This is a genomic window from Nonomuraea turcica (assembly GCF_030718205.1).
Taxonomy (GTDB): Bacteria; Actinomycetota; Actinomycetes; order Streptosporangiales; family Streptosporangiaceae; genus Nonomuraea.
In genome coordinates this window covers 1-21,317 of the sequence record NZ_JAUZQF010000056.1, presented here as the reverse complement: position 1 = coordinate 21,317, position 21,317 = coordinate 1, and the positions used below count along the sequence as shown (strand labels likewise).

The following is a 21,317-nucleotide window of genomic DNA, read 5'->3' as shown; positions in this document are numbered from 1 at the left end:
CATTTGTGGGAGGCCATTCACCCGCCCACCATGCCGTCCGCGCCGGCGTTGACCGACTGGAGGCCGCAGTGATCGAGAAGTTCCGGGCCCGCTATCTGGAACTGACTACCGAGGGGATCAAGCTGAACCCGTTTCATCCAGGGCGGGACAAGCCGAGGGCCCGGGTCTTGGCCGAACGCCTGACCGATCGGGTGGACAAGGCCTTGTTGCTCCTGGCGGATCTGCGGATCGGGGCGACCAACAACGGCTCGGAGCGGATCTTAAGAAGGGCGAAGACCCCGATGAAGATCAGCGGATGCTGGCGCAGCTTGGACGGCCTGCGCGGTATCCATTCATCACGGAATCAACCCGCTAGCGAATCCAGACCATTCACCGACAGTAGCCAGACAAATCAAGGTCGAGAATGCCCGTTTCTTTCACGAGGAGAATCAATGTCTAGCTCGCGTAGTATTGTTTTAATGGTCTGTCTGGAAATAGTGTGATGAGGGGCTTTATTGTCTATGTGGAGACGAAAGCCGCCATCAAATCCCAGAGACGAGAGAATCCTTTGTACTCGCGACTCATAGTCGCGAACTGCTTCGTCGTACGTTGAGCGAGTTTGCGCCGCATCATGCTGGGCCTGCCCGAAGCAGCAGTCATCCCAACGATTTAGGATCTGGATTTGCTTTCGACCGGTTCCTGCCGAGCCTAGTACATAAAGATCCAGGTAGCCGGCAATTTTATAGAAATCAGAATAGATCTGCTCTTTGTCTCCGGGTTCATCTCCCTTTCTGAGATATAGCGGCATAGATCCTGCAACCGGAAAGCTGTATTTAATTCTTGTATCGATGGCAGAATAAACGGTCGTAGTCCAGCCGCCGCCGGAAAGGCCAATCATGTCATATTGTTTGTATCGCGGGAAGTCGCCAGTAGAGTATCGGGCTCTAAGATAATTGAGGCTCACGGCTACCGGTTCCAGGAAATATTTCATGGAACTCCCTTGTGACGGCTGAAGATCGAACAAGCTATCATGCGTGCGCACGTCACATGTGTTTATGTCGAAAAATGTCGCTTTGTAGGGCATATAAACTGCCAAAACGGAATATCCTCGAGAAAGTAGCGAATAAATGGTCCGCTGCATGCCATAACCTTCATCGGTATCTCCTGGAATATCATTAAAGGTGCAACTATGGCCGTGATGCAGGACTACCAGTCGCTCCTGCTTGTTCGTCTGGGGTATGAAATGATGCGCATAGGAAGTGACGCTCTGATCCATTGCTATAGTTAGCGTGTCCACTCTCTCTAGATTGCTCAAGCCGCTAACCGGGCTTTCGGATGCACGCTGAACTGCTATGGGCATTCTCTTTTTTGCATAGTCGTTCTCGCCCCAAATAGACGTTATTAGCCGAGCACGTCTCCTTGCAAGATCGGACGCATTTGCGATGGTAATTTGTCGATCGTTAAGCAAGCCATCGGCAGGGTTTACCTCCGTAGGCTTAGGGCTAAGAGTGGCGCGTCCGGTGGTCGCATCCGGTCCTGCGCAAGCACTTGTCAGTACTAGCACTACGAGCCATTGCGCACATAGAGTCTTCGTCTGAATCAACTGGTGATCACAACTTTCTTTACAATTTTAATTGACCGGTCACATGGATCCTCTCCGTGGACAGTTATACTCCAATTGTGTGAGCTGGATCTGATTCGGCACTCGAGATCCCCCCCTTTATGCCTATAGCAATGGGAGGCTGGTGGACGGCAGCACAGTATCAACCACAAGACGTCCGTGTTCTCTGGTTCGCCTGATTGCGGCTGTTCCCGGAACACATTGATAGACGTGGATAAAGGAAGCATCACGAACTGGCTACTTGATGCCGCATATCACGTATAGTCCGCGGTAACGTTTGATCGATACCTTGGACAACTCGAGTTCCTTCGCCCACCGCTGCAGGCGCCTACGCGTCTGCGGCCGCTCATATCGCGGCGCGAGCCAATCAAAGGTGTCAAGCACTGACCAATCTCGCATGACCTTCTTGTTGGGCAGGTTCAGATGCCGATGATTCGCGACCGGAACCAGCCGTGCCAGATAGGGCCCCACACGTGGTATCGCATTGAACATCATGGAAAGCGGGAGGAGCTTCGGCGCAACTTTCTGGACAATCCCGTAGAGCTGGGCGGGAGGGATGCGCCTGGTCACTGGGCGTAGAAGATGCCGGGGATGAAGGTAGGCGATCGGTGCCGCGTAGACGTCGATACAGAAGCGGCCACCCGGGCGTACGTACCGGAGGAGCGTCTTGAAGGTACGCTCGACGTCGGGTGTGTGCTGGATCACGCCAAAACAAATCACGTATTCGAAGGACTCCTCAGGGAGTGGCAAGTCGTAAACGCTGGCCTGTAGCAGGCGCAAGTTGGAGAAGCGGCTATTCGAGGCAGCGTTCGCGTGGACCGCGCTGGAGATGTCGAATGATGTCACGATGGCGCCGGTCTCGCACAGCACCTCGGTGAAGCGCCCGGCACCGCTGCCGCATTCAAGCACGGTCTTTCCACGCAACTCATCTGCGCTCCAGCCACTGGCATTCATTACCCGATCACGGGAGATCGGCATGCCGGAGTAGGAGTCGAGTTGAGTCAGCCGGTGTCGGTTCCACTGGTAGCCGAATCCTTCGGCGTAGCCTTCTTCCGGGACGAATCTTGGAATTCCATCGTCGATGGGATACGTCCTCGCGCATGCCTGGCATGCGAGTTCGCCGTTGAGAAGAGAGAGTACGGTACGGCAGCGGAGGCAGAGCAGCATCGAGTACCACGGATTCCCTGGATCAATGCCGACCGTGGGTTTCGAGAGAGACATTCGACTGACCGTTCAGTAGACGGAGAAGGATGACCGCGTGCCGGGGTGTGACCCTTCGATGGCTCGCCACTACAGAGCGTGATCCATTCGACACGAGTATGGCAGAGGCGGACCTCCGTGGTGCCGTGCGACACACCCTTTGTCTGCCTTGACCACGACAGTCCAAACGGACACGCTGAGTAGCGAACTTGTGCCGATGAGTGCCTATGGGGGCCTGTCGTGGTGGTCAGGGATCGATGCGCGCTGCGGAGCGTTGCTCTCTTCATCAACGAATTGCAGCGCATGGGGGGCACAGAGGTTCAGCTGTGCTTACTGGCTGGTGAACTGCGGCACCGAGGAATCGATACCCACGTGATCCTCCTGCAGGAGGGCGGGGCTCATGTGCCGGCCTTGCGTTCGGCCGGGATCGAGGTGCATGAGCTACGGCTCGGCTCCTTCACGTCTTGGCCGGAAGCCCTGGCCAAAGGACTGAAGGGTGGTATCAGCCTGGTCCGGCTGTTGCGGCGGCTCAAGCCTCAGGTGTTCCAGGCGTTCCTGTACTCGAGTTACGTGCTGGGGGCACCGGCCGCCCGCCTGGCGCGGGTTCCGGTCGTGGTCGCGGGCCGACGTAGTCAGAGCTTTTTCAAACAGGGGCGCAGGTGGGTCTTCGCCTTGGAAAGGTGGGCGACTCGCATCACGGATCACGTCATCGCCAACGCCGTCGCGGTCATGGAGGACGCACGCACGGTCGAGCGCGTGCCTGGACGCAAGCTGAGCGTCATCTATAACGGCCTTCCGGCATCTGCGTTCGAGCGGATCACTCCCGAGCTGATCGAGACCTCTCTCCCCGTGATCGTATGCGTGGCCAATCTCTTGCCAGTAAAGGGGCATCGTTTTCTCATCCAGGCCGCATCCTTGCTCGCATTGAAGGATCGCCCCTGCACTCTGGTGTTCGTCGGCGACGGACCCGAGCGTGGAAGCTTGGCGCGGTACGCGTCCGAACACAAGGTTGACGTTCGCATCATGGGATCTCGCACCGACGTCAGGCCATTCCTTGCTCGCGCGGACGTGGTCGTTCTTCCTTCGCTCAACGAAGGCCTGAGTAATGCGATCATGGAGGCGATGGCCGCTGGACGACCGGTCGTCGCCACCGCGGTGGGGGGCACGCCCGAGCTTCTGGATGGTCGTGGCGTCCTTGTTCCTCCCTCCGATCCCGCGGCCTTGGCGGATGCCGTTCACCGTCTCCTTGACGATTCAGAGCTGGCCGATTCGCTGGGGGCTGTGGGGTGTGCCTGGGCACGCAAGAACCTCGACGGGACCCTCATGGGTGAGGAGCACATGAAGCTGTACCAGCGACTCTTGGACGACCGATGTGGGCGGTAGGTGAAGCTGTTCGCACCGGTCATGTCCTGGTGATGTCGCTTTGGGGATCTTCCTTGTCCGAGTGGGACTCCACCAGGGACGCGTCGATGTCCAAGACGATCCAGCCGTCCCAGGTGTGGCCGGCGACGCTCACCCACGGGAAGCCCTGCGGGCGACCGGCCTGCAGGTTCCACATCCGCCGCCGGTGCCCGGCTCGCGCCCGGGCGAGCCGGGTCAGCATGGCGGGGTGAACATCCGGCTGCTGGACTACGGCTATGTGATCGCCGTCAAGTCCGACCATCGGGTGCGTACCCCGGCGGGCACCTCGACCGTGAGCGACCTGATCAGCATGATCCCCTATGTGCTGCTGGCCGTCATCGCGAGCCTGGAACACCGCGACAGCGCCGAGTGCGCCTGTGTCGAACTGGTCGCGGTGAGCAGCCCTGAACTGCTGAAACTCCTGCGCATCCTCGTGCTCGCCCCGCCCAGGCAGGATATCGACCCTGATCACGCCCTGCGCTGGTCGCACTGGCGCAGACGCCATCAACACCGGGCAGCCGCCTGCCACCGACGATGGAACGAGGTCACAGCGGTGTCCGTCACATGACCGTCGACACCCGCCACATCAGATCAACGATCTACAGCTGCCGTATTAGATAAAGCTATTCCGTATTCTTTACTTACCGAGGGTGAGGCTAATGACACCTGTGAGTATGAAACCAAAGTAATATAGTCGCCCGCGGGTGGACATTCACGATATCGCCGCACCACCGCATCCAGCTGCGATACGAAGGAGAAGTAGTGCAGAAGTACATATCAATGCACCCAAATTCAACTTACGCGAAACTGTCGCAGCCCCTAGAATCGTCTGGCTGCCTCCGAGTAAGTGTCATCGGTGCGGGGTATCTCGGCACGACTCATGCGATCGGCATGGCTCTGCTTGGCCACGATGTCGTTGCCATGGACATAGAGAAAGAGAAGATCGCCCAACTGTCCTCGTGTGAGCTGCCCTTCTTCGAGCCTGGTCTCGGCGAGTTGCTCCGCAAATGCATGGAATTGGGCAGGATCCGCTTCACCACATCGTATGATGATGCGGCAGAAGCGGATATCCATTTCGTATGCGTTGGAACACCGCAACTCCCCGGCTCGCTCAACGCGGACCTGCGATGGGTTGAAACAGCATTCATTGAACTCGCGCGGCGAGTTTGCGGACCAGCGATCATAGTGGGGAAGTCCACGGTGCCGACGGGAACCGCCCGGCGCATGGCGGAAATCGTCCGCCGCCATTCCGCCGACCGCCGAGTGGGGGTCGCGTGGAATCCAGAATTCCTGCGCGAAGGATGCGCCATCGAAGACACGCTAAGACCAAACCGGCTCATTTTTGGGGTGGAGTCACCGCACGCCGAGAAACTGCTCCGAGCTGTTTACCAGCCTATCATCGAGCGTGGCTGTCCCGTTGTAGTTACGGACTACGCTACCGCTGAGCTTGCCAAGGTCTCGGCGAACGCATTCCTTGCTATGAAAATATCCTTTATTAACGCCATGGCGCAGATATGCGAGGCGACCGGTGCGGCTGTACTACCGCTCACCGAGACGCTCGGCTACGACGATCGCATCGGGCGGCGCTTTCTCGGCCCAGGGCTGGGCTTCGGCGGCGGCTGCCTCCCCAAAGACCTTCGTGCATTGTGTGCGTGTGCGGCAGATCAAGGGCTGGACGATGTCGCCTCTCTCTTCAGACAGGTTGACGCCATCAATTTGAGCCGCAGGCACCGCGCACTTGCACTCGGCCGGGAACTATTGGGAGGCACATACGCGGGGAAAAGGGTTTGCGTCCTAGGTGCCGCGTTCAAACCGAACACCGACGACATCCGCGATTCCCCGGCGCTGGCCGTGGGAGTCGCTGCCTATCGGGAAGAAGCGTACGTTGTCATACACGACCCTGTCGCCATGAACAGCGCAAAGCGAGTTCACCCCGAGCTTGAGTATGCCGAGACGATTGTCGAAGCATCGCGTGACTCCGATCTGATCATGCTGCTGACCGAGTGGACTGAGTTCATCGACATGGATCCTGCGCTGCTCAGCACGGCGGTGCGGAGCAGGAATATCTTCGATGGGCGCAACGCTTTGACAGCGGAACGCTGGCACTCAGCCGGATGGAACTACCGCGCATGAACGCTCTCAGCCTGAATCCACGGCGTGATTTGGCCTGATCATTTCTGGCCAATTCCTCGACGAGGGCCGGATGCGCAGGTGAACAGGGCCCCGGCGTTGGTTCGCTATGTCCTGGTTCGTCGGGCTGGTCAGATGGCGTAGACGGCGAAGGCGTCACCGTGGTCGAGGAGGTCACGGTGGGTGTCCATTCAGGGGCGGAGTGGGTCAGGTAGTGACGGGCGTGGGTAGCCAGGGCCGTCCAGCTAGGGCAGCGCGTCTAACATCGAGGGCGCGGATGCCTGAGCAATGCGCTCATGGAGGCGATGGCTGCGGGACGCCCCATTGTCGGCACCGATGTGGGTGGCACACCAGAGTTGCTGGAGGGCCGCGGCATACTCGTGCCTCCCAGTGATCCCAGGGCCTTGGCGGATGCCATGTGCTCGACGATCCGGAGCTCGCTGCCATGCTGGCAACCAACGCGCGCGACTGGGCTCGTAAGAACCTCGACGCCAACACCCAGGCCGGCCTCGGCTTCACCGAACTGTCCAACGGATTCGCCACCTGCGACGAGCCGGCCGCGCTGCAGGAGATCTGCGACCGGCTCACCTCCGGCACCATCAACGTGTTCGTCCAGCGCTGGCTGCACCGCCTGCCGCTGCCCTTCGGCGAGAAAGACCATGACGCCGGCTACTGGTGGGAGACCTCCATGCGGCAGATCGAGATCTCCCGCACCCTGGTCTTCGACGCTCCCCGGCACGCCCGCGGCTTCTTCGAAGCGCTCATCGCCGACAACCTGGACATCGGCCGCCCGCACAACGTCGAGATCATCTTCGCCCGGAGAGTCCGCCGCGACACCCGAGGCACCTTCCGCACCGCGATCGACCGCCGCGACAACGGCGGCGTCATCGTCAACGTCTTCTACAAGCACTCCCGGATCAAGCAGTACCTCAAAGACGGCCGGGCGATGCGCATCGAGACCGTCATCAACGCTCCTCGCGATCTGCGTTGCAACGCCCGCCTGCCCAACCTGGAGGAGCTTCAGGCCAAGGCCCGCGCCGCCAATCGGCGCATACTGGAAGTCGAACGTGCCGGCCAGGGTTGCGTCCTTGCGAGTCCAGCCTTTGAGCGGATCGCGCACCCCACCACCGATGAGGTGGGGCGGAGGACCCCGGCGCTACGCTTCGGCGATCCTCGGGTCATGGCCCTGGCCGGCGCCCTGTGCCAGACGCTGCTCGCCGCAACCGGCTTCACCAACAAGAACCTTCGCGTCTTGATGACCGGACTACTCGGCACCACCAGCTACAGCACGGGCCAGATGACCTACGACCTCCGGCGGTTGCGACTCAACGGCCTGATCCGCCGGCTACCCCGCTCCAACCGCTACGTCCTGACCGACGACGGCGTCCGCATCGCCGTCTTCTACACCAAGATCTACAACCGGTTACTCGTCCCGCTCACCGCCGCCGATCAACCCCAAGCGCCACCCGAACTCCGAGCGGCGCTCAAGACCATCACCCGGCATGTCGACGGCTACGCCGCCCAAGCTCGACTTCCTCGGGCGTCGTGAAACTTGACCCATACCTACAGAAACCAGCGACCGAAGATCGTTAGTGCCCGTGAACAAACTGATCGCGGTGCGCCAGCGGTGGAGGAGCGGATCTCGCGAAATCTCCTCAACGCAGAGTGACCTTTCGGTAACAACAGCGGTATCGAAGCCCTGCTGCACCGGAAGGTCCCATGCCGTTGTACGCCCATGCCTCCGTCGCTGTCACCCCCGAGGAAGAAACCGGCTGCTCCTCCGTGGGCTGCCGTTTTGGCCACGGAGCCGGCCACCCGGCCAGAATCCGCCGCTACACCACAGACATGACCGACGCCGAGTGGCAGGCCATCGAGCCGCTGATGCCCTGGCCGACCTGGTTGGACGGCAATAGTGGACGGCCGGAGGAGTACTGGCGCCGCCAGATCACCGACGCCATCCGCTACGTGGTCGACAACGGCTGCAAGTGGCACGTTATTGCCGACTTCCCGCCCTGGCGCACCGTCCATGCGATCTTCACCCGGTGGTGGCAAGACGGCGACCTCTTGGCCCTCCACAATGACCTGCGGGAGAAGGGCCGGCAGGCCGAAGGGCGCGAAGCGGAGCCCACCGCGATGATCAACGACTCCCAGTCGGTGCGGACTGCGGAGACCATCGGCGCGGGGAGGGAGGCTCTCCGGTTGGGCAATCGGATCTTGGTCGACTGCTCTCTTACCGGGAGCATCTTCTCATGCCAACCCGCCCCGGCGCGCACCCTTGACGACCTGCAGGACCAGTTGGAAAAGCCTCAAAGACGTGACCGCCGCCTCTTAGCCTTTCGGATCGACGCAAGTCGCCCATAGAGGTCGAGGTGTTGATCAATCATCAAATCGGCATCAAGATTCTTGCGCGCCCAGGCATGGGCGGCGCAGCTCATCGAAGCCGCGAGCTCGGGGTTGTCGAGAACTCGAGCGATGCCGTCGGCAAGAGCTTCCCCATCGGATGCGGGGACTAGGAGACCGCGCCCGTCCAGCAGTTCGGGAGTGCCTCCTACTGCCGTGGCGACAATTGGCAACCCCGCGGCCATCGCCTCCATGATCGCATTGCTGAGTCCTTCCCAAAGAGAGGGAAGAACCGCCACGTCGGCACTGGCCAGGAGTGCATTGACGTCAGAACGATCACCGAGAAACCGGACATCTACTTCCAGTTCGTTGGCCAATTCCCTCAAACGGTGATGTTCTTGTCCTTCGCCGACAAACAAGAATGTGCAGGGCCGACCTCGCCGTTGAAGTCGCGAAGCCGCATCGAGGAGGAACCGGTGTCCCTTCTGTGGACTCAGGCGAGCCACGCACACCACAACAGGAAGGTCTGTGTCGATGAACTCTGGCTCAGCCTGATCGAAGGCAGAAACTTGAAGACCGTTGTAGATCACGCTTAGCTTTTGCGGCGGGATCTTCACGATCATACGGGCTTCCTCAGCTACGGCGATTGCGTTTGCGACCACGTGATCGGTCATCCGAATCATCGCTCGTTCGAGAGCAACTACCCACCGGTGCCGCTGCTCCGGTTCACCCGCGCAGCGTCGTCCTGCCACCATGAGCGGCACCCTCGCCAGGCGCGCGGCGGGCGGTCCCAGCACGCGTCCCTCGAAGAGATAGGCGTGCAAGACATCAGCGCGAATACGACGCAGAAATGCAATGAGGCGCACAAAGCCCTTCAGGCAGCGCACCAAGTCAGGTACACCCGACGGTAGGCGAGCGAAACCGAGATGATGTATTTCTATTCCAGCAGCACGGAGAGTCGCTTCGTGCGGCCCACCCGCGGATACGAGAAACATATGAACCTCGATGCCTCTGCGGTGCAGGCCTTGCGCTAGCATGGATATCTGCGCTTCAGCACCCCCTCTTCCCAATTGTCCGATAAGAAATGCGACACAGCGAAGAGAGGGTCTGTTTGATATTTGCACGGGCATACCTTTCGCAATCATCAAGGCCTGTCTCGAAATTATCACGACAGCCGAGCTGCTCGATATTCCGCCTCAACGCTTGTCAACCCCATACGTCAGCCAGGTTCTTCCTATACAGCAGCGTCGATCATTTAGTCGCCGATGGGAGTTAAATACTAATTGCACAGACGGAGTCAGCGAGCCTCGATGATAACACGTCTTGAGGGCGATCTGGCGCGACGTGGGACCACTTGACAAAAACAATACTTATTGATTCCGTGCCCACTTGAATCTAAACCTTTTTTTGATCACCAGCGTTGGCTGATTTGTGGTGACTTGTGCAACTTGAAGGGGTTGGAGGCGATAGGTATGGATGCTCCTGAGCTGTGGAAATTCGGATGTCGGGCGCATCGAATAAGGAGCATCGCGCTGCTGATATCCCCGGAACATCTCATTCGGAACAGCGAAAATCCAGTCTCTATGGTGCCGGATTTTGTCAGATGGGCCTGAGAATAAAGATTACCTCCACGCTCCTGCCCAAGCTATTCCGGCCGTGTCCTACGGCAGACTTCGGGCGATAACCGTGATCCTCACGGTCCATCACTCCATCTGTACGGCATCTTCTTCTGACCTCTTTGAATTGGCGTGCCTGATGAACCTCGTTATTTCGATAGCCGCCAGTAAACTTTGGGCGATCGTGGATAAAAGCGCGGCTCCCGCTGCACCCCACTGGGGGATGAACAGCGTATCGAGGGTGATGTTAACGGCGAGTGCACCAACTGTGATCGCGGACATGGTAAGCGGGCGGCCGAGCCGAATTAGGCACTGACCGGTCAGTCGTACAATGGCAAACGCAATGATGCCCGGCGCTAGGAGTAGAAGTGGCACGACGCTTTTCTCGTACGAGAAGCCGAACACAAAGGGAATCAGCAGTGGAGAGGCTGCGGCGAGAAAGCAAACCCAGATCGTCGAAGATAGCGTGGAAATGCGAAGCGCTCGGGCGGTTGCCCAGGGCTGAAGCGTTCTCGGCTGGTGGACACATGCGGGCATGAAGCGGCTGGGTGGTTGAGGGGCACCCCCGGGGGTGCCAATGACAAACGCGACCCCTGATGATCGTCGGTGTCTACGCCAGTCGATCAAGAACAGGGGCCGCGTTCGCGTGCCATCATCCCCGATCGAAGTGCTCGCCCGCCACCTGGAGCACGTCACCGTCGCCAACTCGCCGACCGACCTGCTCGATCTGCCGACCCTGGCCGAGGTCCTGGACGCCGTGCCCGATCCACGCAGCCGCCGGGGACGCCGCTACCGGCTCGGCCCGCTGCTGGCGTTATCCCTGCTCGCCGTACTCGGCGGAGCAACCTCCCTGGTGAAGATCACCCGGTTCATCGCCGGATACGATCCAGACCTGCGCGCCCGAGCCGGCTTACCCGGCACGCCACGGGGGGCCGCCAGCACCCTGGGACGGCTGCTCGCCCGCCTGGACGGCGACGCCTTCGACACCGCCACCTGCACCTATCTGGCCGCGCTCTCTGCCTGTGCCCAGCCCGCCACCACAGACAGCCGGCCCCAGGCCGGACCGAGCTCGCCGGCCTGGCCGTGGGCCTGGCCGTGGGCCTGTCCGAACTGGACCTCACCCACACGGTCGTCACCTCATAAGACGCCCTGCACACCCAACACTCCCACGCCCAGCAGATCGTCAAAGCGGGCGGCCACTACCTGTTCATCGTCAAGGGCAACCAGCCCACGCTGCTGAGCCGGCAAGGCCCTGCCGTGGCGCGAGGCGATCCTCAACGACCGCACCGACGAGCATGGACACGGCCGCCGCGAGATCCGCCGCATGAAGATCTGCACCATTCGCCCGGGACTGCCCTTCCCGCACGCCGCCCAAGCGATCCAGGTCAAACACCGCCGCACCGACCACCGCACCGGCAAGACCACCATCGTCACGATCTATGCCATCACCAGCCTCCCGCCCGGACGGATCACCCACGCCCAGATCGCCGCGCTGATCCGCGGCCACTGGAGCATCGAACCCCTACACCACGCGACGTCACCTACCGCGAAGACGCCTCCCGCGTCCGGACAGGCGCCGCACCCCGAATCATGGCCAGCCTCCGCAACCTGGCCATCGGCCTGGCCCGCCTGATCGGCTGGACCAACATCGCCGCCGCTACCGACCACTACCGCAGCCACCCCACCGACGGCCTTCAGCTACTCGGTTTCACAACATGAGAACGCTTTGGCCCTGGTGTCGGTGCGGACCCGTAATTCCTGGCTTGATGAACGGCTCCCCCTGCGCCGGCTGGAGGCCGAGCCGAGCGTGCTGGGGCTGTCCTCGTACGTGGTGGTCATCGCCACCGCCAGAGACGGGCAGGATGCCATCCCATGAGCATCACACCAATGCCCTCATCCATGCGGTCAGCGGCTGGATCGACGACTCGCCGAACAACCGCCGCCGCGATCGTGAGGCCCTGCTGTGGGGGCGGGTGAGCAAGGTCGCGGAGGAGGCCGGGCTCCGCCCTTCGCATGATCGTCGCCGCAACGGCTCTCATCAAGGCAGTCGCCGCCCTGGTCGCCGACGCCGGCCAGAACCCGCGCAAAGGATTGTCGGGCACCCGCACCGACATCGAATAAGAACTCCTGGACACCACGATGACCGCCCTGGCGGCGGTCGCCCACCTGCACGCCGGCAAGCCCGAACCTCCGGACCTGCGGGGCTTGCTCGCCCAGCACGTCCAGACCGTCGCCCGGCGAGCCGGTCTCGCCTGATCCGGCCGCCGGGGGTTACGGGCGCATCAGCAGGCGAGCATCACGCCGTCAGGGCCGGCCGACGCTGAGGTAGCGGTAACCAGCGGCCCGCATCGTCGCCGGATCCAGCAGATTCCGACCGTCGAACAGCACCGGCCGGCGCATCACCGCCACAGCCTGCGGCCAATCGACCTGGGTGAGCTGTGGCCACTCGGTGACGATGATCGCCGCGTCCGCGCCCTCGAGCGCCCGCTCCACGCTCGTGTGGCGCGTCGTCGACGTCCAGGGTTCGGCCGCGGCCGGGCGAGCGATCGGATCCCAGCAGCGCACCACGGCCCCTCGGCGAGCAGCCGGGCCGCCAGGACGGTGCTGGGCGCCTCGCGCATGTCGTCCGTCCCCGGCTTGAACGTCAAGCCGAGCAGCGCCACCCGCGCACCCGCCAGCGTGCCGAGCTCGTCCTTGAGCTTTTGGATCGCCCGCCGCTTTGCAAGTTGTTGACCTCGATCACCGCCGACAACAGCTGCAGGTGGTAGCCGGTGTTGTTGGCCAGCTGCCGCAGCGCCTCGCTGTCCTTGGGAAAGCATGAGCCGCCCTAGCCGATGCCGGGCCGCAGGAAGTGCGGCCCCAGGCGATGATCCAGTCCGACGGCGTGAGCCACCTCCTCGACGTCGGCCCCGGTCTTCTCACACAAGGTGGCGATCTCATTGACAAAGCTGATCTTGGTGGCGAGCAGCGCGTTCGCCGCGAGCTTCACCATCTCCGCCGAGCGCACGCTCATCACCGCGACCGGCCCGTCCACGCCCTGATGCAGGTCGGTGAGCAGGCGGGCGGTCGCTTCGTCGGACGCCCCGATGACGATGCGGTCGGGATGCATGAAGTCGCTGACCGCGCGGCCCTCAGCGGTGAACTCCGGATTCGCGGCATAGCCGACGTGGTCGAGCCCAGCGGCATCCAGCGCGGCTCGCACTCGGCTGCCGGTACCCGCCGGCATGGTGGATTTGACCACCACGGCCCGCAGATGAGCGGCGTCCTTCAGCGACGTCACCACCGACCAGACCCGTGACAGTCCGCATCACCGGAAGCCGACGGCGGCGTGTCCACGCAGATGTAGGCGATCTCGGCACCGGTGACGGCCTCGTCCAGGTCCAGGGTGAAGCTCAGCCGCTCCTTGTTCCGGGCGATGCTCTTCAATGCAGAGAAGGTCGTAGCGTCCGTAGCGGGCGATGGTCACGTAGTGGAGCCAGCGTCCGCGCCAGACTGGGGCCAACTCCCACGCCCGACGCCACACCAGACTGCTGCGACAGCCCAGCGAGGAGGTCTTGTGCCTCCTTCGATTCACCGTTCTCGGCAACGCCCGCATTGGCGCGCCGTTGACAACCGCGCCTCACGGCGAATACCGGACGTGCGGTTCTCACCAGGCCGCTCAACAAAGGCGCAACCCATGTTAAAGATCGAGCCAGGAGCTTCTAACGCAATGAGCTGAGTCGTACAAGGAGATGAGGGCACAGCCGAGGATGAGGAAGGCTTGATAGACGCTTGCGAAGTGCGGTGTTTGCCCAGCCCGGAGCCGTGTTGGCACCTGAGCGGGTGATCATCGTATGGATTGTGTGCCAGCAGACCTGGCGGCAGGTGTGGTTCTCGTCGCGGTGCACTGTCCCATGATCGTACGTCATGGGTCTCTCTCATCTTGAGAAGGAAAATCTGCAGTGGTACGTAGCCAGCGCAGGGCGAGAAGGCGCCGCCCGGTTCAACGTGGGATTTTGAGCAGCAGATGCTCCTCTGGTGCTTTGCTGCTTCGTGGCTTGATCTCCCGTGGCACCTCAGATAGAGAGAGGACCGTACAGACGGCGGCGACCCAGGCGCTCCGCCTTCTCCTCGCCACAGTGACCAGCGTTTTGATCGCACGCTTCCTGCAGCCGGATGGTAGGGGGCAGTACGCGATGATCGTCACCATGGCAACCGTGGCGGTCATCATCGGGAATTTCACCGTTGTCTATACGCAGATTGCGTTCTGGAAGGATGGGACCCTCAGCCGCGCGCTCACCGCCAATGGATTGCTGCTCGGTCTGGGGCTGGGGTCGGCGGTCGCCCTGTGTACCTTTGCCGTGTCACCGCTTGTGTCTCCGCATCGGCCTGCCCTACTCCTGGCGGTGGCTCTGGCAGCGGTACCAGTCAGTACAACGCTTGCCAACCTGTGGGGCATCCTGACGCTCCAAGCCCGGGTAGACCTCGTCAACCGCGGTATCCTCATCTCCGGCCTGATCTATTGCGTGATGCTAGCCTTGCTCGCGGTGGTGGGTCACCTCACCATCTATACGGTGATTGTCATGTGGGCGGTGGCAGCAGTCGTACCACTACCGCTGTGTCTGCGGGCACTCCGGCCGAAACTCAGCGATGCCAGCTGGGACCTCGCACTGCGCCAACTCGGTCTGGCCGGGCGATTCCACATTGGTGTCATCGCTCAGTATTGCCTGCTGTGGTCAGCGGCGGACGTCCTGTTGCTCAACGCTATGACGTCCCCTTTTGAGACCGGTCTCTATAGTGTCGCCATAAGCGTGATCATGATAGGCCGTGTGCCTGCAGACGCCATTACTCAGGTGATCCTGCCACGGCAGGCCGACGGTGACGTAACTGAGTCTGGGGCAGCGACCGCGCGAGCACTCCGGATCGCGTTGCTCTCTTCATCGGTCTGTGCGTGTCTCCTTGCCGCTGTCTCTCCCCTGCTGGTCCCCCGGGTGTTCGGTGCGGCATATGAGGGAAGCATCCTCCCCCTTGTCATCCTGGCCCCCGGAATCATTGCGTATGCCAGCGTGCGTCTAACGGAGCAGTATCTGGTTAGGCAGGGCCACCACCCACTCTCCATGTCCGCGTGCACCATCGGAGCACTCGCCGTCAACGTCGCGCTCGATCTACTGCTGATCCCGCGCTGGGGGGCGGCGGGTGCGGCGCTGTCGTCCTCGCTCTCCTGCGGCCTGCTGGCAGTCGTCAAGGCGACGTGGTTTACACGGGCACACAGATCTTCAGCGGAGCTACAGGATGCCATCCAGATGACTGATCCACCTCAAGGACAAAATAACAGCTCGTTTTCGTGAAATGTGGACCGTTTCGGGCGCATCAACGTCGGCGCCCGCCCTGCGAAGGCAGAACTGGACGCGAACGCTGCGCCAGAACATTCGATCTTGCCTTTACCCTGAGGCCGGTTCGCCTGGCTGGGGTGAGAGTGGCTAAGTCGATCTCTGTCCGGTAGAGGGGCTCAAATTCGGCGGGTGGAAGACCCTGGCAGGCGCGGTGGATGCGCCGGTTGTAGATGTTCACGTCCGAGTTCAAGGCCGAGACCGTCGATGCCAGCGCGGTGACCGCTCCGTCAGTCAGGTCGCCAAGGGCTTCGACCTGACTGAGACTGCGGTGCGGCAGTGGATCCGCCAGGCCGAAGTCGACGCCGGTCAACGCGAAAGGCTGACCAGCCGGCGGTGTATCCATTCAGGTTCGTCGTTGATCGTGTCTGGTTTGGGGTAGACGCGCCGGTTTCTGGATGAGTCGGGGTGTTGCGGGGTTGTGTTCGTAGTTTGAGGGGGTGTCCTCCTGTGGTGACTCCGGTGGCCTGAGCCGTGAGGAGTTGCTGGCCGCGTTAGCGGAGCGGGACGCTGTGATCGCGGCGCTGCTGGCTGAGATCGAGCAGTTGAAGCGGCGGGTGGGGATGGACTCGTCGAACTTGTCGATGCCGCCGGGGTCGGACGGTCCGGCGGGCGGGCCAAACGAGCGAAGAAAGCCCAGGAAGTCTTCGCCCCGGCCACGGGGTGGGCAGGCCGGGTATGAGGGTCACCATCTGGAGTGGCGAGCCGAACCGGACCGGGTCACCATCGTGGCCCCGCACGCATGCGTCGAGTGCGGCCGGGCGTTGGCCGGCGTGCCGGGGCGGGTCGCCGCCAGAGTGCAGGTGTTCGATACCCCGCCGGTGAAGCCTTCAGGTGAGCGAGTATCGGATGCTCAAGGTGAGCTGCCCTGGCTGCCGTCGGGTGGTTCAGGCCGCCACGCCGCCGGGGATGGCCGGGCCGTGCTGTTACGGCCCGAACGTACGAGTGGCGACGGCGCTGCTGGCCTGTAACGGCCACATGAGCATCACCCACGCCGCCGATCTGATGAGCGTGTTGCTGGACGCGCCGGTCTCGGCCGGGTTCACCGGCGGCCTGCTGCCCCGGATCGCCACCCGGCTGGGCGGGTTCGAGGCGGCGCTGAAGGAGCGGCTACGGGCGGCACCGGTCCTGCACCACGACGAGACGCCGGCCCGGGTGGCCGGCGATGACGATGACCGGCTGCTGTATATCTACACTGCCCGCGCCGGCAAGGTGATCTGGTTCGGTGCCGCGGCCGGCCGCGGCCACGCCGAGCTGGACGGCTTCAAGATTCTGCCCGGCTACCGCGGCACCCTGGTCCGCGACGACTATGCGGCGTATGCCAAGTACGACCAGGACCTGACCGTGGTGCAATTGTGCTGCGCCCACTTGCTGCGGGTGCTACGCGGCATCGGCGAGTTGGACGCCGAGGACAGCCGGGTCCAGCGGTGCTGCACCCAACCTGCCGTGCGAGCCCTGACCGACGCCAAGGCCGCGGTCGAGGCGGCCCGCGCCGACGGCGCCACCGCTCTCGACTGCGAGATCTTGGACGCCTTGCGCGCCCGCTACGACGACGCGGTGACCTGGGGCATGGCCACCAACGCCCACCGGGACTGGCCCACCGGGCGACATCCCGGCTACACCCTCGCCAAACGCCTCCAGGCCCGCGCCTGACTTCGAGGCCGCTCACGCGGCTTGACCACCACTCGATGGTGTCCGTCAAAGCGGAACAAGCTCGCTACGTTCGGGGACGCCGCCGCTCAATTTTGCTTTATCACGACTCGAGCTCCAGTCGGGTCACAGCGGGCAAGGAAGACCCTGTTCCCCTTCTTGGCAAAGTACTCATCCACCGCTTGGCGAGCGCCTTTCCAGCAGCCGTAGTCATCAAGGATAAGGACACCCCCAGGCGTTAGTTTCGGGTAGAGGTGCTCCAGTTCGTGCAGGGTCGACTCGTACCAATCGGTATCGAGTCGGAGCAGGGCGATAGCCTCCGGCGAATGCACGGGAATAGATTCTTCGACGCGTCCCTGGATGTAGTGAATGTGGCTGTCCGGAATAGACAGATCCTTGAACCTTTCCTTGACATCACTTAGTGAAGCGGCGCACCACGATTCACCGTATTGCTTCCGGTATTCACTGGCAGATCTTCCATCCTGGACCGCCACATCCACGTCCTGAGGTGGGGGCATGCCCTCGAAGGTGTCGAATAGCCATAGGTGACGCTGATCGGCGGCATTCATGGAATCGAGGGTCAGCGCGACCGCCTGCATACTTCCACCGCGCCAGACTCCGCACTCGACGATGTCTCCGATAATCTTGTGGTGCTGGATGTATTGGGTAGCCTCGACAAGGGTGGCGATGCGCGCATGACACGTCATCGTATACGGCCGAACCGTCCGGATGATTTCCTTGGTACGCTGATCGTAATCGGGAGGAAATTCTGGAGTTAGATTTATGCTATATCCCGTGAACCTTTGAAGTACTTTATTCGCCTTGGCTGTAAGCTGCATAACGGACATTCTATGCGGGCGACGGCAAAGCACTCTTATATCTACCCTCCGCCGTCCACCATCTTCTGGTTGTCACTCTCCTTGTGTTCGGTCACTGCGTCCGTAGATATCGGGGAAATCGCCTTAGTTCCCATGGTGAACAGTATGAGGAGATGCGTGAAATATATAATGACCCATTTGTCGCATGGCGGGGCGGATGCGTGGTAAGTCATTGCGATCTTGTGGTGGATTCAGGCCCAACGAGAGCAGCGGAACCGGACGAGTTGACGTCTGCGCTGGCCCGGCGTTCTCGCGGATCGGGTCGCTGCAGGCCGTCGAATGCGTTCCGGCCGTGATGTCGGACCTTCCCAAACGCGGAGGGTGATTGACCTCCGAGTGGGTGGGTGACTCTTTCCCGATGCCACCCGCCGACAGCTCGACCTGCACCCTGCCCGATCAACCCTGTGGCTCTCCCATGAGGTGATGTCGGCGGTCCAGATCCGGTTCGGCTCGGCCGCGCTGAACTTCCGCTTGACCAGGTCGGATGCGGCGACGGCCTGCCTGTCGGCGATCGTCGTCCGGCAGCCCTTGCGCCTGCTCACCCCTGCCAGCCCGGCTCGGCGCATGAGCCGGGCCACGCGTTTACGGCCGACACGTATGCCGTCGATCTCCCGCAGGTCAGCGTGGATGCGCGGCGCCCCGTAGATCTCATCGGAAGCCCGATGATGGTCACGGATCTTGCCGGTCAGCTCGGCGTCGCGACGCGCCCGAGCCGACGGGCCGCGCTCCTGGCGAGCCGCCCAGGCGTAGTAGCCCTGGCGCGACACACCCAGCACCCGGGCCAGCAGGGAGACCTCGTGGTGGTCCTTCTCCGCATGGATCAGCCGGAACCTCATCTCGGCAGATCCGTCTCCCGAGCGAAGAAAGCCGCGGCCTTGCGCAAGATCTCCTTCTCCTCACGGAGAATCTTGTTCTCACGCCGCAACCTGGCCAGCTCGTCCTTCTCGGCGCAGGTCAAGCCGTCTTGGCGGCGGCCGTCATCCAGGTCGGCCTGGCGCACCCAGGTACGGATCGACTGCGCGGAGGGCTGGAACTCCTTGGCCAGCTCCTCCGGCGTCCGTCCCGCGCGCACCAGTTCCACCATCTGCCGGCGAAGCTCCGGCGGATAGTTGTTCGGCACAGTGAACTCCTTCTTCTCTCAGAGATCAGGTGTCCACCAAACCGGGGCAAGACCACTTGTTCGTCTTGACCTGCTTCCATGCCTTCCACACCAGGCGCTTGGGTATGTCGAACGGTTTCCCGTCCGGACCTGACCTGCTCACTCGTCTCCTCCCAGGACCCTGGCTGTGGTCCCGGTTGCTCGAACCAGCATGCCCAGATGAGCCGGCCCCTTGGCTCCACCCCGATTACCAGGGACTCTCGGCTACTACGGGCCGGTCCGTCAGCGCGCGCCGCGACGGTACCCAGCACCTCCCGGTTTCCGCCGGTCGGTGCGCTCCCTCTCGCCTCACCCCTCATCAGGGCCAGGCTGTGTCGGCACACGCCTTCCCAAGTTCCACACGAAAGCCGCAGACCGGGCTCACGCCACCTGCCGGACACCACCTGGCCAGTCAGCGGGCTCCCGCCAGGCTCACCCCGGGATTGCATAGAGACCCCGGTTTCGATGCCGTTTCCTAACTCTCGACGCTTCAGCGGTGGTTCACCCGCGTTCGTCTTCCCGGTCCCCACCTGACGGAGTCTCGCCTCCGCCTTTTCCCCGACGCTCAGCACGACAGTCTTCAACTAACGCACCTCGGGGTTGGTTTGACGTCTCCCCCCGTAGGGCGACGCCGAAGGGCCACCTGTCCTTCATCTTCCGTGCAGCAGCACAGCGAAACGGTCGTCTCCTACCTGCCAACGACTCCTCTCCTGCGTGCGTGGCGCAACAAATAGCGATCTTGCTGGTGGCTTCGTCTGGTGATCATGTCGGGGACTGCGGGCAGTGCGGGGCGATTGACGGATCTGATCGCGATCGGCGCGTTGACGTCGTTGATCTCCCGCCCGGGTTCTGGATGCGGCCATCGCCGCGTATGGATGTCATGAGCGGCGTGTGCGTAAGCTCCCCGCTCATGTGGTCGACTACCTGTTGATCGCGCTGTGCCTGTACCCCGACGATGACTATGAGGAGGTTGCCGAGAAGCTGACCAGCATGCTGGCCTCGATGCCGGGAGCGCGCTGGGAGGCACCGACCCGCGGCGCGATCACTCAAGCCCGCCAGCGCCTGGGACCCGAAGCCGTCCGGGAGGTATTCCGGCAGATGGCACGGCCTGCGGCGACCGAGTCGACGTCTGACATGCCCGCCACGGCCTGGACACCGGCCTATGACGCTGAACGCCGGGTACGACCGGGCGCGTGGGTCGCCGAGCTCACCGGCCTGCTGGACCTGACCGGCTGGCCGAAAGGGATGCGGGTCATCGTCCGCAAAGAACGCCCGCACCCCGGCGCCCGACTGCGCCTCACCGACCTCGACGGACACCGCATCGCCTACTTCGTCACCGACGCCCAACACGGCCAGCCCGCCGACCTGGAACTGCGCCACCGCCGCCGAGCACGCGCCGAAGACCGCATCCGCTGCGCCAAGGACACCGACCTGGCCAACCTGCACGACTTCGCCCAAAACCAGATCTGGCTGGAGATCGTCGCCCTGGCCTGCGAACTTCTGGCCTGGATGCAGATGCTCGCCCTGCGTGGCACTGCCGCCCGCCGTTACGAGCCCAAAACGCCTGCGCCTGCGGCTGTTCGCCGTGGCCGGACGGCTGGTACGCGGCGCCGACGTCTGCGCCTGCGCATCGCCGCTCGATGGCCCTGGGCCCACGACATCCTCACCGCTCTGACCCGCCTACAAGCCCTGCCGGCCCCGCCCTGACCCGCCACAAACCGACCCCACGAGTAGGAAAGGACTACCCCGCGGGCCCGTGGAACCCCGCCCACCCGGCGCGACAGCCGGGCAATCCCGCTGACCACAGCGAGGGAAACGACCTCCAGCCGAACCTCTTAGCCGACCAGATCAAGATCGAGAAAGATTGAGGCTAACCTCAAGTATTCAGCCGAGGCGGTAGCTGCGTTCTAGATCATGAGAAAAGGTGCCCCTGACCTGCAAGGATTTGGGTGTCGACGCCATATCCGCTGCAGAAGCAGGTGCACCTTTCTGGTG

Annotated in this window: 21 protein-coding genes and 3 pseudogenes; 13 read left to right on the top strand and 11 right to left on the bottom strand. The window is 62.4% G+C overall.

Annotated features, from left to right (window positions below; all coding sequences use genetic code 11):
• Positions 1-391: 391 nt before the first annotated feature.
• Together Q9G87_RS59240 and Q9G87_RS59235 are read right to left on the bottom strand one after the other, a co-directional pair.
• Positions 392-1,276: a hypothetical protein gene (locus Q9G87_RS59240; protein WP_305925485.1), complete on the bottom strand. Its 885-nt coding sequence runs from the start codon at positions 1,274-1,276 to the stop codon at positions 392-394.
• 561 nt (positions 1,277-1,837) lie between these two features.
• Positions 1,838-2,821: a methyltransferase domain-containing protein gene (locus Q9G87_RS59235; RefSeq protein ID WP_305925484.1), complete on the bottom strand. Its 984-nt coding sequence runs from the start codon at positions 2,819-2,821 to the stop codon at positions 1,838-1,840.
• 219 nt (positions 2,822-3,040) lie between these two features.
• Here Q9G87_RS59235 and Q9G87_RS59230 point away from each other — a divergent pair, with 219 nt between their 5' ends.
• Positions 3,041-4,183 (top strand): glycosyltransferase, encoded by a 1,143-nt coding sequence (locus Q9G87_RS59230; protein ID WP_305925483.1) that lies wholly within the window; start codon positions 3,041-3,043, stop codon positions 4,181-4,183.
• 19 nt (positions 4,184-4,202) lie between these two features.
• On the opposite strand, the gene Q9G87_RS59225 is transcribed toward Q9G87_RS59230, so the two are convergent.
• Positions 4,203-4,403, bottom strand: coding sequence for a hypothetical protein (locus Q9G87_RS59225; RefSeq protein WP_305925482.1), 201 nt, complete (start codon positions 4,401-4,403; stop codon positions 4,203-4,205).
• 6 nt (positions 4,404-4,409) lie between these two features.
• Between Q9G87_RS59225 and Q9G87_RS59220 the strand changes: the two genes are divergently transcribed.
• From Q9G87_RS59220 to Q9G87_RS59205, 5 genes and pseudogenes are all read left to right on the top strand, one after another.
• Positions 4,410-4,769, top strand: a complete 360-nt coding sequence (locus Q9G87_RS59220; protein ID WP_305925481.1) for a hypothetical protein — start codon at positions 4,410-4,412, stop codon at positions 4,767-4,769.
• A 212-nt stretch (positions 4,770-4,981) separates the two neighbouring features.
• Positions 4,982-6,334, top strand: coding sequence for a UDP-glucose dehydrogenase family protein (locus Q9G87_RS59215; protein WP_305925490.1), 1,353 nt, complete (start codon positions 4,982-4,984; stop codon positions 6,332-6,334).
• 278 nt (positions 6,335-6,612) lie between these two features.
• Positions 6,613-6,750: pseudogene (locus Q9G87_RS61295) on the top strand (glycosyltransferase family 4 protein); the annotation flags it as partial.
• Positions 6,751-6,776: 26 nt separating this feature from the next.
• Positions 6,777-7,880 carry a hypothetical protein gene (locus tag Q9G87_RS59210; protein WP_305925480.1) on the top strand — a complete coding sequence of 368 codons (1,104 nt, stop codon included), beginning with the start codon at positions 6,777-6,779 and terminating at the stop codon, positions 7,878-7,880.
• A 170-nt stretch (positions 7,881-8,050) separates the two neighbouring features.
• Positions 8,051-8,692, top strand: coding sequence for a transposase (locus Q9G87_RS59205; protein WP_305925479.1), 642 nt, complete (start codon positions 8,051-8,053; stop codon positions 8,690-8,692).
• Here the strand turns inward: Q9G87_RS59205 and Q9G87_RS59200 are convergent.
• Positions 8,638-9,801: a glycosyltransferase gene (locus Q9G87_RS59200; RefSeq protein WP_305925489.1), complete on the bottom strand. Its 1,164-nt coding sequence runs from the start codon at positions 9,799-9,801 to the stop codon at positions 8,638-8,640. The genes Q9G87_RS59205 and Q9G87_RS59200 overlap by 55 nt on opposite strands.
• A gap of 1,132 nt (positions 9,802-10,933) precedes the next feature.
• Between Q9G87_RS59200 and Q9G87_RS59195 the strand changes: the two genes are divergently transcribed.
• The 3 genes from Q9G87_RS59195 to Q9G87_RS59185 all read left to right on the top strand — a co-directional run bounded on the left by Q9G87_RS59195 (position 10,934) and on the right by Q9G87_RS59185 (position 12,163).
• On the top strand, positions 10,934-11,527 hold the full coding sequence (locus Q9G87_RS59195; RefSeq protein WP_305925478.1) for a transposase family protein: 594 nt from the start codon (positions 10,934-10,936) through the stop codon (positions 11,525-11,527).
• A gap of 84 nt (positions 11,528-11,611) precedes the next feature.
• Positions 11,612-11,920 carry a hypothetical protein gene (locus Q9G87_RS59190; protein ID WP_305925477.1) on the top strand — a complete coding sequence of 103 codons (309 nt, stop codon included), beginning with the start codon at positions 11,612-11,614 and terminating at the stop codon, positions 11,918-11,920.
• A 108-nt stretch (positions 11,921-12,028) separates the two neighbouring features.
• Positions 12,029-12,163 (top strand): hypothetical protein, encoded by a 135-nt coding sequence (locus Q9G87_RS59185; protein ID WP_305925476.1) that lies wholly within the window; start codon positions 12,029-12,031, stop codon positions 12,161-12,163.
• A 428-nt stretch (positions 12,164-12,591) separates the two neighbouring features.
• Here the strand turns inward: Q9G87_RS59185 and Q9G87_RS59180 are convergent, their stop codons facing one another.
• The 3 genes and pseudogenes from Q9G87_RS59180 to Q9G87_RS61285 all read right to left on the bottom strand — a co-directional run bounded on the left by Q9G87_RS59180 (position 12,592) and on the right by Q9G87_RS61285 (position 13,713).
• Complete coding sequence (locus Q9G87_RS59180) at positions 12,592-12,855, bottom strand: UDP binding domain-containing protein (RefSeq protein ID WP_371826019.1); 264 nt, start codon at positions 12,853-12,855, stop codon at positions 12,592-12,594.
• 76 nt (positions 12,856-12,931) lie between these two features.
• Positions 12,932-13,528 (bottom strand): annotated as a pseudogene (locus Q9G87_RS59175) (hypothetical protein).
• A 35-nt stretch (positions 13,529-13,563) separates the two neighbouring features.
• A complete protein-coding gene (locus tag Q9G87_RS61285) occupies positions 13,564-13,713 on the bottom strand; it encodes a hypothetical protein (protein WP_371826018.1) in 150 nt (49 codons plus the stop codon).
• Positions 13,714-14,405: 692 nt separating this feature from the next.
• On the opposite strand from Q9G87_RS61285, the gene Q9G87_RS59170 reads away from it, so the two are divergent.
• The gene (locus Q9G87_RS59170) at positions 14,406-15,614 is read left to right on the top strand and encodes a lipopolysaccharide biosynthesis protein (protein ID WP_305925475.1); all 1,209 of its coding nucleotides are present in this window, start codon (positions 14,406-14,408) and stop codon (positions 15,612-15,614) included.
• A gap of 22 nt (positions 15,615-15,636) precedes the next feature.
• Here Q9G87_RS59170 and Q9G87_RS59165 read toward each other — a convergent pair whose 3' ends face one another.
• Positions 15,637-15,969, bottom strand: a complete 333-nt coding sequence (locus tag Q9G87_RS59165; RefSeq protein ID WP_305925474.1) for a hypothetical protein — start codon at positions 15,967-15,969, stop codon at positions 15,637-15,639.
• Between the two features lie 127 nt (positions 15,970-16,096).
• On the opposite strand from Q9G87_RS59165, the pseudogene Q9G87_RS61280 reads away from it, so the two are divergent.
• Positions 16,097-16,339 (top strand): annotated as a pseudogene (locus tag Q9G87_RS61280) (DUF6444 domain-containing protein); the annotation flags it as partial.
• Positions 16,340-16,490: 151 nt separating this feature from the next.
• Positions 16,491-17,309 carry an IS66 family transposase gene (locus tag Q9G87_RS59160; protein ID WP_305925473.1) on the top strand — a complete coding sequence of 273 codons (819 nt, stop codon included), beginning with the start codon at positions 16,491-16,493 and terminating at the stop codon, positions 17,307-17,309.
• Positions 17,310-17,395: 86 nt separating this feature from the next.
• On the opposite strand, the gene Q9G87_RS59155 is transcribed toward Q9G87_RS59160, so the two are convergent.
• From Q9G87_RS59155 to Q9G87_RS59145, 3 genes are all read right to left on the bottom strand, one after another.
• Positions 17,396-18,145 (bottom strand): TylF/MycF/NovP-related O-methyltransferase, encoded by a 750-nt coding sequence (locus Q9G87_RS59155; RefSeq protein ID WP_305925472.1) that lies wholly within the window; start codon positions 18,143-18,145, stop codon positions 17,396-17,398.
• Positions 18,146-18,375: 230 nt separating this feature from the next.
• Positions 18,376-19,020 (bottom strand): IS3 family transposase, encoded by a 645-nt coding sequence (locus Q9G87_RS61275; RefSeq protein WP_371826017.1) that lies wholly within the window; start codon positions 19,018-19,020, stop codon positions 18,376-18,378.
• Entirely contained in the window at positions 19,017-19,304 is a 288-nt protein-coding gene (locus tag Q9G87_RS59145) for a transposase (RefSeq protein ID WP_305925470.1), read from the bottom strand. The genes Q9G87_RS61275 and Q9G87_RS59145 overlap by 4 nt, the downstream gene beginning before the upstream one ends.
• An 867-nt stretch (positions 19,305-20,171) precedes the next feature.
• On the opposite strand from Q9G87_RS59145, the gene Q9G87_RS59135 reads away from it, so the two are divergent.
• Positions 20,172-21,029, top strand: coding sequence for a transposase (locus Q9G87_RS59135; RefSeq protein WP_371826021.1), 858 nt, complete (start codon positions 20,172-20,174; stop codon positions 21,027-21,029).
• Positions 21,030-21,317 lie beyond the last annotated feature (288 nt).

Coding starts and splice junctions, on each gene's coding strand:
- Q9G87_RS59200 (WP_305925489.1), bottom strand. CDS start 9,801: ATGCCCGTGCAAATATCAAACAGACCCTCTCTTCGCTGTGTCGCATTT.
- Q9G87_RS59215 (WP_305925490.1), top strand. CDS start 4,982: ATGCACCCAAATTCAACTTACGCGAAACTGTCGCAGCCCCTAGAATCG.
- Q9G87_RS59225 (WP_305925482.1), bottom strand. CDS start 4,403: ATGCTGACCCGGCTCGCCCGGGCGCGAGCCGGGCACCGGCGGCGGATG.
- Q9G87_RS59210 (WP_305925480.1), top strand. CDS start 6,777: ATGCTGGCAACCAACGCGCGCGACTGGGCTCGTAAGAACCTCGACGCC.
- Q9G87_RS59205 (WP_305925479.1), top strand. CDS start 8,051: ATGCCGTTGTACGCCCATGCCTCCGTCGCTGTCACCCCCGAGGAAGAA.
- Q9G87_RS59190 (WP_305925477.1), top strand. CDS start 11,612: ATGAAGATCTGCACCATTCGCCCGGGACTGCCCTTCCCGCACGCCGCC.
- Q9G87_RS61275 (WP_371826017.1), bottom strand. CDS start 19,020: ATGAGGTTCCGGCTGATCCATGCGGAGAAGGACCACCACGAGGTCTCC.
- Q9G87_RS59155 (WP_305925472.1), bottom strand. CDS start 18,145: ATGCAGCTTACAGCCAAGGCGAATAAAGTACTTCAAAGGTTCACGGGA.
- Q9G87_RS59235 (WP_305925484.1), bottom strand. CDS start 2,821: ATGTCTCTCTCGAAACCCACGGTCGGCATTGATCCAGGGAATCCGTGG.